The following is a 14,534-nucleotide window of genomic DNA, read 5'->3' as shown; positions in this document are numbered from 1 at the left end:
GCTGTGTGCACAGCCCCATTTCTCTCACGTTCAGTTCTTCAAGGAACTCCAACACAGTATTCAGCAATGAAAGCTTTCCTGGTGTCTTTGGCGCTGTGGACCCACTCTGACCCATCCCGAACTCAGACGTGAAACGCAGCTGCGGCGAAGATAGTGAGGGGGTTGCCCCTCGTCAAAATAGCTCGATGCCAGGTCCTTCAATTAATACCCCCGTGATGTTATCGTCATGGGGGTGTTTTGTCTGATAGTCGGCTTAAGCACAAATAACCTGATGTTATCGGGCTGTTGATCGGTTTCTGGACACTACTGAAACCTACGCACTGCCTTTGATCTATGATTCAATCGTGAACCCTATAAGTTGTAGGGGCGAATGATGGGAGATGGTGTGTTTAAGATTGACCTGCCGAATGCTCGAGCGACCTACAACCTGGGTATTTGCTTGGGGCAGCTTTGCCCGCCGGGCACGGTGCTGCTGCTGTTGGGGGATTTAGGCAGCGGCAAGACAACCCTAGTGCAGGGGATAGGGGCGGGCTTAGGCATTGCTGAGCCGATTAGCAGCCCGACATTTACGCTGATCAATGAGTATTTGGAGGGGCGAATGCCTCTCTACCATGTGGATTTGTATAGGCTGGACTCTGAGCAGGTAGGCTCTTTAGAGCTGGAGAGCTACTGGGATGCCACGGGGTGTGTGCCCGGGTTGCTGGCGATTGAGTGGTCTGAGCGGATTCTAGATTCTCCTAAATCGGCGATTCGACTGAAACTGGGGAGCAAGCCCGGCGGTGGGCGATGGGCTACAGTGCTGACGGCTACAGATGATCAAGTTGCATTATTGGAGCAGGTAATTTGCGATGGCTTACTGGCTGATGAAGTCTGAACCTGACGTGTACAGTATTGATGATCTGAAGCGCGATCGCACTGAGCTTTGGGACGGGGTTCGCAACTACCAGGCCCGCAACTTTCTCACTAGTATGGCCCTAGGCGACAAAGCCTTCTTCTACCATTCCAATACTAAGCTACCGGGGATTGTGGGGCTTATGGAGATCGTAGCAACCAACATCGTTGATCCTACCCAATTTGACTCGTTCAGTAAGTACTACGACCCCAAGTCCTCGCCGGATAGCCCCCGCTGGTATACGGTGACGGTGGGCTATCTGGAGACGTTTGCCCAGGTTATTACTTTAGACCAGCTGAAGGAGAAGTTTACCCCTGATGAACTGTGGGTGGTGCGGCGAGGCAACCGATTGTCGGTGATGCCGGTGGATGAGGTAGTGGCCCAAAAGCTTTTACGTATGGCTAAAACGGTTCAGCTTTAGCCTTTCCTCTCGTTTAATTTATCTGGACATAACTTGTACGATGCATTTACCCGAAGACCCAGAACTACCTATTCAAATTAATATTGTGCCGATGATCGATGTGGTCTTTGCGGTACTAGCGTTTTTTATTCTTTCTAGTTTGCTGCTAACTCGTAATGAGGGATTGCTAGTGGCCTTGCCGAGTGCTGAAACGGCTGAAGCTCAGGCTCAACGGCAGGTTGTTGTGACATTAAACGCGAATGGTGAGGTATTTGTAGGAAATAGGGCTGTAACTGATGAACAGCTTTTAGAAGCAATTCGAACGCTGGGAACTTTAAAGGATGGTGGCCTTATAGTGATTCAAGCAGACCAATCTGTAAGCCACGGTAGGGTGGTGGCTGTTATGGATCGACTGCGATCGCTGCCTGGGGTGCAATTAGCGATCGCAACGGAAGGAAGTCAGCCCTAAGGTAGGCGCTACCTGTGGAAAAGTTAACCCTTTTGCCTCTGGGTTGTGAGATGTCTCGATTCTATAATCTATGAGTCATGGTGAGTACAAGCTTAAGGTCATGATGGAAGTTAGGAAAAGCATTGCGGTTTAGATTATGGCGCTACAACTCATGGCCTTACCAACGCAGCTGTTAATACTAGTCCGGTTTTTGCTGGTGCCTGTGTGCTTTGTATTGGCCTGGGGGCTAGTAGGAATCACAGCCTGGAATCTGGTAACGACTATTCGAGATGGGGTGAATCGCGCTACGGTGATGCACAAGATTCCTTGTGCTGATTGTCGGTACTTTACTGGTGACCATCGGCTTAAGTGCCCTATTCATCCTAAAATTGCCCTTTCTGAATCTGCCATTGACTGCGCTGATTTTGAACAGGCAGGATTCATATAGCCTGTGTGAAAGTTTTTTGACCGACTCTGAAGCTGCTTTTGCTATGCCCAATTGAATTTATGGCTGGTGCATGGAGGCAGGAGCACAGTGGCATTTGAAAGTTGGTTTGGAAAAGGACGAAGTGCGCTTCTGAGGTTGATTTAGGGTTGTTCTCGGGCAATGGGCACAACTCGATTAATAGCTTCTTTAATAAAGGCTTTAATAACCGCGTCGCGTTGATTGAGGCGAAACTGTTGTTCTATGACAGCACCCATACCGCCATCGCCCCAGCTTTGATTTTGGCGGAAGTATTCGACAAAACTTTTACCGGCAATCCGGGTGAGGTAAGCACCGCTTGTGCCCTTTAGTGCTCGGCCAGCTAGTACTGTGGCTAAGTTTGTTTGAAGGCCCAAGGCCAACAGATCTACAGTGCCTTTGACTAGACCTAAACCCGTGAGGGTTTTGGCTACGGACAGAGCCAGGGCTTTGCCTTCCTCAATGCTGACTTCACAACCGTAAACCTGACTAAGCTCAACAACCATTTGAGCGTTGATAGCCGCTGTGGCTAAAAAGTCGAGACCGGGCAGGGGGGTAACGGCGATCGCCCCAGCGCTTAACCACTGATACCGCTCAATGATAGCGTCAGCCTGGGCCTGGCGCTGACTATCGATAATCTGACGGGCGGTTTCTCCGAGCTGCTGAGTTTGCAAAAGTAGGTTGTCAGCTATGAGCGTTTCACCTTCCTGACGCAGCAGGTCGGCTAGGCGTGCTCGCAAGGGCAGCAAGTTTGGCTGCATTTGTAACCAGCCACCGCCGACCTGAGGTAGGGGTTGCGGTAAAGCCGCAACGGCAACAATATCATCGGGGCTAAGGGGGGGGATGACTCGCGATCGCAGCCGTTCTAGCAAAGCTTCTAAATCGGTTTCGGGATAGCGATCGGCCTTGTTAAGTACCAAAAGAACTCGTTTACCCATGCTGATCAGCGCCTGCAGCACGGTGTATTCCGCCTGGCGCAGGTCATCATCGACGACAAACAGAATCAAGTCTGCTCCAGCAGCTACTGTGCGAGCGGCTTGCTCTCTGTCTGTACCGGCGATTCCTGCTTCTGCGATACCTGGAGTATCAACGAGCTGCAGTGCTTTAGATACATTGGGGATTTGCCAAGGATAGGTTTGCTGAGTCTGAGTAGTCCCTAAGGCAGCGCCTACCTGGCCAACGGGTTGCCCTAAAAGTTCGTTAACTAGCGCAGTTTTACCCGCTGACCCTACTCCAAACACGGCAATAGTAAGCGCTTGACTGGGGTTGGAGAACTCCAAACTCCGCGCTTTCTCTTGTAGCGCCTGGCGAGCCACCTGATCTTGAATTTGCTCGACCTGGTTTTGAACAGCGTACAAATTAGCTGCGGCTGCCTCCTGAGGGTAGCGAGGAGCCTGAAGGGAGCTTTGCCGTCGGCGAGGACGCAAAAATGGCCACAGACGGTAAAGGCTAAACCCTGCTGCGCCTACTCCAACCGCTAATATAACCCCCAATACTACCTGAGCTAGTAAGGGCGATATCAGCGCCAATGTGTTGTACAAGCGCAGCAAGGAATCGGCGAGTAGCAGCACTGCCCCCAAGCTCACGAGTAGCCCCACCAGGAGTAATAGCCATCGCCACTGCGCCATACTCACCCTGTTCCATCAACGACAGTGCGTGAAGAATAGCGTAAACTAAGCTCCAAAAACCAGCATGGCAGGGGCATTCACTGAACACCCCTGCCAAAGCAATACTTGGCCTATCTAAGACCTATCCAAAACTGGCCAAGCCTGGGCTTGTGCAGCAGATACAGGCTTAGAGAGGATTATGGGAAAATCGATTGCTGCGGTTAGGCCGTTCACCGTTGCTGCCGCCGTCATCAGTGCGCGGACGAGCTTTGTTAACACGAAGTTCACGACCCAGCCACTCGGCTCCGTCTAGTTCGGAGATGGCCTGGTCTTCCTTCGCTTCATCGGCCATGTCGACAAAAGCAAAACCACGTTTTCGACCGGTTTCGCGATCGATGGGTAAGCTAATACGAGTGACCTCACCGTATTCAGCAAAAACGCTTCTAATATCGTCCTCAGACGCCTGAAAGGACAAGTTCCCAATGTAGATAGTCACGAGTCTCTCCGAACCAAAATACCAGGGTGTTGCGTATTGTACCTGGGGGCTAGGGCACTAAAAGCGATATTCCTTAACCCTCAGGTACAATATTTGTTGCTATCATAGCCGATCGCCCTATGGTCAGTAGTAGCGCATCTCACACCTCTGCACCACTTAAGCCCAACTGTGCAACGCTTTTCCTTAGCTGTGGTCTATTTGATGATTGGACTAAGGCGAAATCGCTGCCGCTTGGCCTGACTTATAGAGTGAGAAGCGTAATGACTACGCTTGTGCCATAAGGTCAACAGGCGGGTCAACCGAGGTAGATTGGATGGACTTTTAGCCGAGTTGCTCATTTTTTAGCGTTAGGCCGTACCGAACAAAGTCAGCTGTTTCTAAGCAGAAATTTTTTGCTCCACGAACAATATGCAGTGCTGGAGAGACCGCAGGGATACTATCCAGACGACCTGGATTGAGATTGCTGACGCTGCTCAAAGGCCAGCCTAAATTGGGTACAGCAGCCAGAGTAATGAGATCTGGATGACGATAGCGGATCTCATTCATATACCCGTCAAAATAGGTGGGTCCGCAGTCTGGATGGTTCTTGGGTCGCTCAAAAGAGGCTTCCATAAACTCAACTAGTTTAGGAATGGCTTTACCCTGACAGGCCCAGAAGTGAGTTTCGCGAATGTTTTGGTGAACATTCACTTGAGAGAAGAACCGATTTGGAGTCGCGTTTATAGATATCTTTTTACTGTTGGCTTCGTCGCCAGCGAAGGGTTGACAGCCAAAGTAGGCAAAATCCCAGTTACGGCTGGCTAGCTCCTCGAGAATGCTGTGCTCCTGACGAATAAGTCGTTGGCTCAAGACACAGTCTTCTTGAAATAGCAGTAACCTTTCAACCTTGTCTTGGGCAGCCTGGCGCAGGATCTCGTAGTTGCTCATGACACAACCCCTAACGCTGGCTTTGGGAAATTGACCGGCCTCATTAAATCTTAGGCCTTTGAACCACTGCACATGGTCATCTATGCCCAACCGTTGAACCTGCCGCTGAATGCTTTTTAGGCGTCTTTGGCGCTCGGGCAGGTACACGATGGCAATGCGATCAAAATAATTTGCGAAGTTCATTGACTTACCCCGATGAGATAACACGTAAGGACAATAGACCGTCGAAAGCAGTTGTCAAAGAACGACAAGCTGATCTAGTGTGCTCATTCCTGAAACCATGAACCTAGCCCCTTATGCCGGGAAGATAGCCAGCTTTACTAAAAGCTAGAAGCCTGAAAGAGGAATGAGAACTATCTTTAGAGGGATGGCTAAAACCCTGCATTGGAGTGCTTTGAGGAAAAATATTCTCTCAAGGCGCATTGAGTCGCACTTAGTAAAAAAGCTACTAAGTGAATCAGAGATCTCTGTGAGAAAGACTAAATGCCGCGAAGGCTAATTAGTACTCAAGCTATGACAAACAACACCAGCATGAGCAGAAAACTAAAGGGTTAGGCTCGTTTTGCATAACTGAGAATTGCGAATGACTGAGCAGATGCTGAAACGACCCAAATACAGCATCAGTGCGATCAGGAATATCCTTCGGTTGTGCCTGGATAGTCTCGCTTGACTAAGCGGATTAATGCCAAGACACACCTGCTTGACATATTTTCTACCACAAAGGATATACTTCGCCAAGTATTGTCGAGCACAGTACCTGCTTGAGTTGGTTAGTGATTTTTGACATGGTGTCCTAGCTCCGTAGGATGTTTCCGCTGTCGCGCATGTGCTAGAGATAAAGACCGCACACAGGGAATTTTGTTCCAAGTGCTCAATATATTGTTGGCCGAATTGTTCAGAGCAGCTGCAATTTCACCGCCATAAAAACTGCGGGATAGCGGCCTGCCCAAGGCCGCTTTTGGTGCGAGAGTTTTTGGGAACGGTGCTTACGTATAGATCGGGCGAGACCGATTGGGACATGATCAGTTAATAACTACTAAAACCAAAACGGCAGGTGATCTACAACTCTGCCCAAGACGTAAGCGTCCCTGGCCCTAAGGCGTGTCATCAATTCTCGCTACGGTTCTTATTCCATCGGCACTGCCACGTCTGACCTAAAAAATAGGCTAGGGGCTGTAGCCACTAATTTCTGCGCTATCATCAGCTAATTGATGACAGCCCCTAGGTTGACTGAGTGAAGTCGCAAGCCTTTCGGCAGGCTTCGTCAATGTGGAACGTCTCTCAAAGGGAGAAAGCTAAAGCCCTTCCGATATGTGCCCTAGCCCCTCTGGGGCAGCTTAGCTCATGGGACGGTTACTCTAAGCCCTGCGTTTCTAAGGCCGACCCAGTGTCTATAGATAATCAGGCCTACTACGTCAGGCGGCTGCAGAGGTTTGCATGCTTATCAGCAGGGGAAAGGTGCAAACGTTAAACCTTCCCCCTTACTACCTGGAATCGTAGAGACAGGATTCTTGCTGAGGCTAGGGCCGAGCGATGTCCTGAACGCTGCCTTGGGCCAATCAGGATGCTGTGCTTTGCGATAGCACCCACTGAACGAGGGTGCGTACTCCAAACCCTGTGCCGCCGGGATTGTTGTAGCCGTTTTCTTTTTCCGTCCAGACGGGACCGGCTACATCTAGGTGTATCCAGGGGGTAGAGGTGACAAACTGCTTGAGAAACAGGGCGGCGGTAATTGAGCCGCCAGGGCGAGGGCCGGTGTTTTTCATGTCGGCCACAATGGATTTGAGCCCGTCGAAGTATTTCTCTTCCATAGGCAAGCGCCAGAATTTTTCGCCAGCGGTGGCGGCGGCGGCGGCGATCGCCTCAGCCAGCTCCTCATTTTCGCTAAATAGTCCGGCGATGTCGTCGCCCAGGGCGATGATGCAGGCTCCGGTGAGGGTTGCTAAATCGACGATCGCATCGACGCCCAGCTTTTCGGCAAAGACCAGGGCATCGGCCAGGGTGAGACGGCCCTCGGCGTCGGTGTTGTTGACCTCAATGGTTTTGCCGTTGGAGGCGGTCAGAATATCGCCAGGACGCATGGCGTTGCCGCTGATCATGTTTTCGGCAGCGGCGCTGATAAAGTGGACTTCGACGCTGGGCTTAAGCTGGGCGATCGCCTTGGCGGCCCCCAGGGTAGCGGCGGCTCCGCCCATATCGATTTTCATCATTTCGATACCGCTGCCTGCCCCCTTAATATTGAGACCGCCCGAGTCAAAGGTGAGGCCCTTGCCTACGATTGCCAGCTTGCGGGTGGGCGTACCGGCGGGCCGGTAGGTGAGGTGGATGAATTTGGGCGGTAGGTCAGAGGCCCGAGCCACCCCCAGATAGGCTCCCATGCCCAGGGCTTCGCACTGCTCCCGCTCCAGAATTTCTAGCTCTAGGCCGTGGGCGGTGGCAATGTCTTGGGCGGTTTGGGCCAAAGTTTCGGGGGTGACTATGTTAGCCGGGGCCGACACCAGCTCGCGGGCCAAAATAACGCCGTCGCAGATGGCCTGAGCCGCTTGAAGGCTGCTATCTTGGTCAGATAAATCGAGTAGATGAATGTGTTCAACGGTGGGTTTGCCGTTTTTGTCTTCCGACTTAAAGCGGTTGTCCTGATGCAGAGCCAGCATGGCACCTTCGGCTAGGGCCTGAGCTGTGAGGGCGGCATCGCTGTGGAGGGTCGGAACGCTGAGGCCGAGGGTGGCACATTTCTCTTTCTTGGCCAGGCGAGCGGCGGCGGCGGCGGCGCGGCGCAGGGTGTCGGCGTTAATAGCATCGGTAGCCCCCAGGCCTACTACCCCCAGCTTGCGAAGCTTAGCCCCGGCTCCGACTCGGGTGATGCCGGTGGAGCCTGCTTTACCGGTAAATTCAACCTCGTCGATGAGTTCTTGCAGCAGCCCAGAAACGTGACTATTGAGTTCGGCTAGGGGACCCGAGAGGGGGAGTGCGTCTTCGCTGAGGCCAAGGATGAGGGCGTCGCCAGACCAGTCTAGACAGGGGGTACCAGATGCGTGAAATTCCATTCAACCTAGGGGCTAGTTTTCTGTGTTTACTATAAACCTACCGCAAGAAACCTAGAACAAGCGGCCAGGGCGAGTTGGCCATAGATGAAACCAGCCGTTGGGAGGTTCGCTAGTATAGGACGGGTTAGCGATTTGCCCCCCAGGTTGTGGGCTGCGCTAGGGTCTCATTTTTTGGCTAATACACCTCAGCAGAGTTGATGGGCGCGCTATGGTGAAACGATTCAAGGCAAATCTGCCCCTAGTGGCGATCGCGGGGATCAGTGCCCTATCGCTAGGTATGGGGGCTGCGCTCATCAATACGGTATCGTCGACCAGCGACCCCTCGGTGATATTAGAAGAGTCACTGCTGCCCGGACTGGGAAATCTGACGGCTAACCATGCAGACGATCCGGTGCTGGCGCTGGCGCTGCAGCTGGCGGAACAACGGCAGGAGGCGCTGATGGCTGCCATTGAGGGCCGGGAACCCTTAAGCCGCAGCCGAGCTAAGTATTTGCTGGCGCTAGATCTAATCAACAGCGATCGCGGCGGCCAAGCCATCCCCCTCCTGGAGGGGCTGGAGGCCGAGTATCCGGCGATGGCTCCCTACGTGGCGCTGGCGCTGGCCCAGGCGCAGCGGGCGGCCGGACAGGGAGCGGCGGCTGAACAAACCCAGCAGCGAATTTTGAATGAGTATGGGGATGATAGTGCGATCGCCCCGCTTCTGTTTGATCTAGGCCAGCAAAATCCAGCCTACTGGGACCAGCTGGTGCAGCGGTTTCCAAATCACCCCAAGGCGGTGGAGGTGGCCCACCAGCGGCTTACGGCTGCCCCCCGCAGGGCCGACGCTCTGCCCATGCTGATGATTATGGCGCGATCGGGGTTGCACCATCCCAATGCCGGGGCGGCTCTGCTGCGGCTCAAGACCGAGTTTGCCAATCAGCTTAGCCCTGAGGACTGGCAGACCGTGGGCTTTGGGCTCTGGCGCATCGACAGCTATGGCGATGCAGCGGTGGCCTACGCCCAAGCGCCGCCGTCGCCCCGCAACCTGTACCGGGCGGCCCGAGGGCACCAGGTGACCGGCAAGCGCGATCGCGCGATCGCCCTCTACAACCAGCTCGATCAGCAGTTTCCCGACGCGCCCGAAACCGCCACCGGGCTGCTGCGCCTGGCCCAGAGCGTGTCGGATCAATCGGCCCTGGGCGTGCTCGATCAGGTAGTGAACCGCTTCCCTGACCGGGCGGCGGAGGCGCTGCTAGAACGGGCCAAAGTTTTGGACAAGCTGAACAGTGCTGAGTCGGCCCAGGCCACCCGCGAACTTATTCTTAAGGAGTACAAGGAGTCCGACGCGGCGGCGGATATTCGTTTGAAAAATGCCCGCAGTGCAGCTGAGCAGGGCGATTTGACCATGGCCCTCAGCTGGGGTGGCGACGTGCTCAAGCACAGCCCCGACAGCGACCTAGCCGCCGATGCCGGCTACTGGGTGGGCAAGTGGGGCCGTCAGCTGGGGCAGGCCGATGTAGCCCAAAACGCCCTCGAGAGCGTGATTGCCCGCCACCCTGAGTCGTACTACGCCTGGCGAGCTGCCGTGGCCCTAGGCTGGAATGTAGGCGACTTTAAGACGGTGCGATCGCAGGTTCCAGCGCTAGCCCCGATGGCTCAGCGCACGCCATTGCCAACGGGGTCTGACAGGCTGCAAGAACTCTACCTGCTGGGGCAGGACCAGCGGGCTTGGGAGCGCTGGCAGATAGAGTACACCAACTATCAAGACCCCACACCGGAGGAGCAGTTTGTCGATGGGCTAATGCGCCTAGGCACCAACGACAATATCAACGGTATCTACCAGGTGTCGAGCCTGAGCCTAGCGGATGACCCAGCGGATCGGAAAGTGGTGCAAGACTTAAAGCAGCGCCCGGACTTTTGGCACGGGGTCTATCCGCTGCCCTACGCCGACTTAATCACCACCTGGTCGGCCCAGCGCCAGCTCAACCCGCTGCTGGTGGCGGCGCTGATGCGGCAGGAATCGCGCTTTGAAGCCAAAATCCGTTCTGGGGTAGGGGCCGCTGGCCTGATGCAGGTGATGCCCGCCACCGCCGAGTGGATCAAGGGCCAGGCCGGACTCGATACCTACGACCTCAACAACCCCGAAGACAACGTTAAGCTGGGCACCTGGTACCTCGACTACACCCACGCTGAGTACGACAACCACTCGCTGTTTGCGGTCGCCAGCTACAACGCCGGACCTGGCGCGGTGGCCAGCTGGATCAAACGGGGAGGCTACGTCGATGCTGACGACTTTGCTGAGAAAATTCCCTATCCAGAGACCAAGGGCTACGTGCAGTCGGTGTTTGGCGGCTACTGGAACTATCTGCGACTCTACGATCCGGCGATCGCCCAGCAGGTCGAAACCCTGCAAAAACGCCACCGGGGGTTTAGGGGCTAGGCCCGGTCGTGGAATTGCCCAGGTGAATTGCCCATTGTTGGCCCATTGCTGATTCAACTATGCCGATACCGCTACGGGGTAAATCTGTATCTGGGGCGATCGCCGCTGGAGTTTTTGCTGCCCTGCTGCCGCTCACCCCCGCTGCTGCGGCCCTATGCCCCGCTCAGCTCACCACTCAGCTCGACACCGCCCTCAACCAGGCCCCCCTAGACACGGCCTACACCGGCATGGTGCTGCAAACCCAGGGGCAAACCCCACGTACGATCTACAGCCGCAACGGCGATCGCCTCTTTACCCCGGCTTCCAATATCAAGCTGCTGACCACAGCGGCGGCGGCGCATCAGCTAGGGGGCTACTACCGCCTGCGCACCTCTGTCTACGGCAATCCCAATGCCGAGGGCATCACCGCGCTGCGGGTAGTAGGGCGGGGCGACCCGAGTTTTACCACGGCGCAAATTGACAGCCTCGCTCAGCAGCTGGCCCAGGCTGGGGTAAGGCAGGTCAGCCGCCTGGTGATCGACGACTCCTATTTTCCCGGCTTTGCCACCAACCCCACCTGGGAATGGGAAGACGCCCAGTGGGCCTACGCCGCCCCGGTCAACAGCCTGATTCTGAACCGCAATGCGATCGCCCTACAGGTGGCCCCAACCCAGGTGGGTAGCCCCTTGAGCCTGACCTGGCTCCAGCCGCTACCCGCTGGCCCACTGCCCTTAATGAATGCCACCGCCACCGTGGCGGCTGGAGCCACCGCTGAGTCTCTAACGCTATGGCGCACGGGCGATACCCCGACGGTGCGGGTGACGGGCCAGATGGCCCAGGGCAGCAGCGCGCAGACCTACAACTTGGCGGTGCTCAACCCGGCTCAGCAGTTTGCAGCGGCGATGGAGCAGGCGCTGCGGCGACAGTCGGTTGCGGTGGGGCAAACGGTGATTAGCCAAAATCCGCTTCCCATTGCAGAGCCAGAGCTGGCGGCGGTGGAGTCGCCCGAGGTGCGAGACCTGATGGGGGTGGCCAACCGTGATAGCGATAACCTCTACGCCGAGGCCCTGTTTAAAACGATGGGGGTGACGGCGGCAGGCAACAGCACCGAGGGGGATAACGTGGCTGAGGCCAGCCGGGCCGGGGGCGAGGTGGTCAAGGCGGCCCTGGCGGAAATTGGGGTGAACGCAGCGGCCCTGCGGTTAGCCGATGGCTCGGGGCTGTCGCGCCACAATCTGGTGTCGCCCGCCGCGCTGGTGGAGACGTTGCAGGTGATGACCACCCACCCCCAGGGGCGATTTTTTCGCGAATCGCTGGCGATCGCGGGCCAGAGCGGCACCCTCAGCAATCGGCTGCGGGGCACGGTGCTGGAGGGGCGCTTGCAGGGCAAGTCGGGGGCGCTGACGGGGAATGTGGCACTGTCGGGCTACCTGCAGCCGCCCAATTACGAGCCGCTGGTATTTAGCATTGTGATCAACCACTCCAACCAGCATGCCAGCCTGCTGCGGCAGCAAATTGACGAGCTGTTGCTGCTGGTGGCGCAGCTGAGCGACGGGTGCTGAGGCTGATTGGAGGCTGATGGGGCGAGCGAGTCAGGCGCAGGCTGATACGAAGTCTGCCTTGAAAAAAAACCGGATCAAAACAGGGATCTCGTAGGGGCATTGCACTGCAATGCCCCCACAAACCGGGTGTAACCAAAAAGGATTTGGTAAATACAGCGATGGCCATCGCGCTTAGGACATCGGCCTCTTCCTGTGGCAAAAACTGGGACAGCGCCATGGCGTATAGCCACCGCTTTAGGGGATACAAGTTATGTCTTAACCGTTCTGGCGATGGCTATAGGTGGTTCCTATGGACTGCCCCTGGCGCTAGCCAACCCCTGCTGGGCCTCTGTCTTAGTGGGGATAGCAGGGCCAAAATTCGATGTGAAAATAGGATCTTTAGAGTAGAGATTGCCTTTGCCTCCTGCCAACTGCCCTGGGCCAGCCTTTGCCCTGTGCAAATACAGGGCTGGTGAGAGCTTTCGTCTATACTCGTTTCATTCCAGAACCGATTTGGCGATCGCGGGAGGTAGTCGGTATGATGACGGCGAAAGAGGCGGCTACGGCTGCGGAACCGGCGACACTGCAGGTTGACGATTCCTTGAGGTTTCAGCAGTTTCAGAAGCTGCTGCGTGATCGCTGGCAGTCCACTGATGAGTTTGACACCCAGGAGCGCCACGTGGTGGTGGTGCCCTCCCTCAGCCTCGACCAGGAAGAGCTGCAAAAAATTGAGGGGGTCAACCACTACGAAGAGCGGCTGTTGTTTTCGCTGATTCGGCTGCGCAATCCCAACACGCGCCTGGTCTATGTCACCTCGCAGCCGCTGCACCCCAGCATTATCGACTACTACCTGGAGCTGCTGCCGGGCATTCCTAGCTCCCACGCCCGCGATCGCCTCACGCTGTTTGCTGCCTACGACGCCTCGCGCAAGCCCCTCAGTCAAAAACTGCTGGAGCGGCCCCGTCTGCTAGAGCGCATTCGCAAGGCGGTCGACCCCGAGCGGGCCTACATGACCTGCTACAACTCCACCCACTGGGAGCGCGAACTCTCCCTGGCCCTGGGGCTACCGCTGCTGGCCCTCGACCCCGACCTGCTGTACTGGGGCACCAAGAGCGGCAGCCGCGAGATCTTTAAGCGCTGCGGCGTTCCTCACCCCATCGGCAGCGAGCTGGTGTTTTCTGAGGCTGAGTTGGCCACCGTCACCGCCGAGGTGTGGGAGCAAGACCCCAGTCTCAAGCGCATTGTGATCAAGCTCAACGAGGGTTTTTCGGGCGAGGGCAACGCTTTGCTCGATTTGCGTAAGCTGCAGGATTTTGCCCCTGGTAACGCAGGCCATGGCGATCGCGTTCGGGCAATCGCCGAGTCGTTCTCCTGCCTCAGCTTTCAGTGCGATACCGAAACCTGGGAGCATTTTGCGGCCAAGATTCCGGTGCTGGGGGCGATCGCCGAAGCCTTTGTCGAGGGTGACCACAAAGAATCTCCCAGCGTGCAGGGCCGCATTACCCCCCTGGGCGAAGTCGAGATTCTCTCTACCCACGATCAAGAGCTGGGCGGTCCCGATGGCCAAATTTTTCTGGGTTGCTCCTTCCCTTCCCGGTCTGATTACCGACTAGAAATTCAGGAAATGGGCCAGCGGATCGGCGAAGAACTAGCCCGCCAGGGGGCGCTAGAGCGCTATGGCGTTGACTTTATTGCTGTGGCCAAAGGCGACCCCCAGGCCCCCGACTGGGATTTGCAGGCGATCGAAATCAACCTACGCAAAGGGGGCACCACCCACCCGCTAATGGCGATGAAGATGCTCACCGAGGGGCAGTTTCACCAGGCGGACGGATTGTTTTACACCAAGCAGGAGCAGGTGCGCTACTACCGCGCCTCCGACAACCTGCAAAAGCCCCACTACCAAGGCCTGCTGCCCAGCGACCTGATGGATATCATCGTCACCAAGCAGCTGCACTTTAACTCCATTAGCGGGGTGGGAGCGGCCTTTCACCTGATGGGCTGCCTGTCGGAGTACGGCAAAGTGGGCCTTACCTGTATTGGCACCAGCCCCGACCACGCCCGCGAAATCTACGATCAGGTGGTGGCCGCCCTAGATGAATCTACGTTAGGGCCTCGCACAGACTAGGGCAGGCTGGGTTATTCATGATCCTAGTGGTCTGGCAAGCCTAAATGTGTAGGTTTGGTGGTGCGCCAGCAGAACCCAACAAGGCTCACTCCTGTTAGGTTCCACTGCGTTTTACCCAACCTGCGGGAATCTGGGTTATTGGTGATCCTGGGCTGACTGTGGCAGGACGGGCCAGAGGCCTATCCGACAG

Annotated in this window: 10 protein-coding genes and 1 rRNA gene; 7 read left to right on the top strand and 4 right to left on the bottom strand. The window is 56.0% G+C overall.

Features of this window, described 5'->3' with window-relative positions:
• Positions 1–77 precede the first annotated feature (77 nt).
• The 4 genes from rrf to IQ265_RS18770 all read left to right on the top strand — a co-directional run bounded on the left by rrf (position 78) and on the right by IQ265_RS18770 (position 1,761).
• Positions 78–194 (top strand): 5S ribosomal RNA (gene rrf / locus IQ265_RS18785).
• A gap of 179 nt (positions 195–373) precedes the next feature.
• Positions 374–874 (top strand): tRNA (adenosine(37)-N6)-threonylcarbamoyltransferase complex ATPase subunit type 1 TsaE, encoded by a 501-nt coding sequence (gene tsaE / locus IQ265_RS18780; protein WP_194056346.1) that lies wholly within the window; start codon positions 374–376, stop codon positions 872–874.
• Complete coding sequence (locus IQ265_RS18775; RefSeq protein ID WP_194056344.1) at positions 849–1,313, top strand: EVE domain-containing protein; 465 nt, start codon at positions 849–851, stop codon at positions 1,311–1,313. Before tsaE ends, IQ265_RS18775 begins: the two co-directional genes overlap by 26 nt.
• Positions 1,314–1,353: 40 nt before the next feature.
• Positions 1,354–1,761, top strand: a complete 408-nt coding sequence (locus IQ265_RS18770; protein WP_194056342.1) for a biopolymer transporter ExbD — start codon at positions 1,354–1,356, stop codon at positions 1,759–1,761.
• A 567-nt stretch (positions 1,762–2,328) separates the two neighbouring features.
• Here IQ265_RS18770 and IQ265_RS18765 read toward each other — a convergent pair.
• The 4 genes from IQ265_RS18765 to IQ265_RS18750 form a co-directional block, all read right to left on the bottom strand.
• Positions 2,329–3,831: a GTP-binding protein gene (locus IQ265_RS18765; protein ID WP_194056340.1), complete on the bottom strand. Its 1,503-nt coding sequence runs from the start codon at positions 3,829–3,831 to the stop codon at positions 2,329–2,331.
• A gap of 166 nt (positions 3,832–3,997) precedes the next feature.
• Positions 3,998–4,306, bottom strand: a complete 309-nt coding sequence (locus tag IQ265_RS18760) for an RNA-binding protein (protein ID WP_194056338.1) — start codon at positions 4,304–4,306, stop codon at positions 3,998–4,000.
• Between the two features lie 321 nt (positions 4,307–4,627).
• On the bottom strand, positions 4,628–5,416 hold the full coding sequence (locus IQ265_RS18755; RefSeq protein ID WP_194056336.1) for a hypothetical protein: 789 nt from the start codon (positions 5,414–5,416) through the stop codon (positions 4,628–4,630).
• A 1,376-nt stretch (positions 5,417–6,792) separates the two neighbouring features.
• Complete coding sequence (locus IQ265_RS18750) at positions 6,793–8,280, bottom strand: leucyl aminopeptidase (protein ID WP_194056334.1); 1,488 nt, start codon at positions 8,278–8,280, stop codon at positions 6,793–6,795.
• 208 nt (positions 8,281–8,488) lie between these two features.
• Here IQ265_RS18750 and IQ265_RS18745 point away from each other — a divergent pair, with 208 nt between their 5' ends.
• The 3 genes from IQ265_RS18745 to IQ265_RS18735 all read left to right on the top strand — a co-directional run bounded on the left by IQ265_RS18745 (position 8,489) and on the right by IQ265_RS18735 (position 14,344).
• The gene (locus IQ265_RS18745; protein WP_194056332.1) at positions 8,489–10,699 is read left to right on the top strand and encodes a transglycosylase SLT domain-containing protein; all 2,211 of its coding nucleotides are present in this window, start codon (positions 8,489–8,491) and stop codon (positions 10,697–10,699) included.
• Between the two features lie 59 nt (positions 10,700–10,758).
• A complete protein-coding gene (gene dacB, locus IQ265_RS18740) occupies positions 10,759–12,240 on the top strand; it encodes a D-alanyl-D-alanine carboxypeptidase/D-alanyl-D-alanine-endopeptidase (protein ID WP_194056330.1) in 1,482 nt (493 codons plus the stop codon).
• A 517-nt stretch (positions 12,241–12,757) separates the two neighbouring features.
• Complete coding sequence (locus IQ265_RS18735; RefSeq protein ID WP_194056380.1) at positions 12,758–14,344, top strand: peptide ligase PGM1-related protein; 1,587 nt, start codon at positions 12,758–12,760, stop codon at positions 14,342–14,344.
• Positions 14,345–14,534: the final 190 nt, after the last annotated feature.

The sequence above is a fragment of the Nodosilinea sp. LEGE 06152 genome, from assembly GCF_015207525.1.
Classification (GTDB): domain Bacteria; phylum Cyanobacteriota; class Cyanobacteriia; order Phormidesmidales; family Phormidesmidaceae; genus Nodosilinea.
Note: the sequence above shows the minus strand (reverse complement) of the source record. Positions and strands in the feature narration are given on the sequence as shown.

Coding starts and splice junctions, on each gene's coding strand:
- IQ265_RS18735 (WP_194056380.1), top strand. CDS start 12,758: ATGATGACGGCGAAAGAGGCGGCTACGGCTGCGGAACCGGCGACACTG.
- IQ265_RS18755 (WP_194056336.1), bottom strand. CDS start 5,416: ATGAACTTCGCAAATTATTTTGATCGCATTGCCATCGTGTACCTGCCC.
- IQ265_RS18750 (WP_194056334.1), bottom strand. CDS start 8,280: ATGGAATTTCACGCATCTGGTACCCCCTGTCTAGACTGGTCTGGCGAC.
- dacB (WP_194056330.1), top strand. CDS start 10,759: ATGCCGATACCGCTACGGGGTAAATCTGTATCTGGGGCGATCGCCGCT.
- IQ265_RS18770 (WP_194056342.1), top strand. CDS start 1,354: ATGCATTTACCCGAAGACCCAGAACTACCTATTCAAATTAATATTGTG.
- IQ265_RS18765 (WP_194056340.1), bottom strand. CDS start 3,831: ATGGCGCAGTGGCGATGGCTATTACTCCTGGTGGGGCTACTCGTGAGC.
- IQ265_RS18745 (WP_194056332.1), top strand. CDS start 8,489: ATGGTGAAACGATTCAAGGCAAATCTGCCCCTAGTGGCGATCGCGGGG.
- IQ265_RS18775 (WP_194056344.1), top strand. CDS start 849: ATGGCTTACTGGCTGATGAAGTCTGAACCTGACGTGTACAGTATTGAT.
- tsaE (WP_194056346.1), top strand. CDS start 374: ATGGGAGATGGTGTGTTTAAGATTGACCTGCCGAATGCTCGAGCGACC.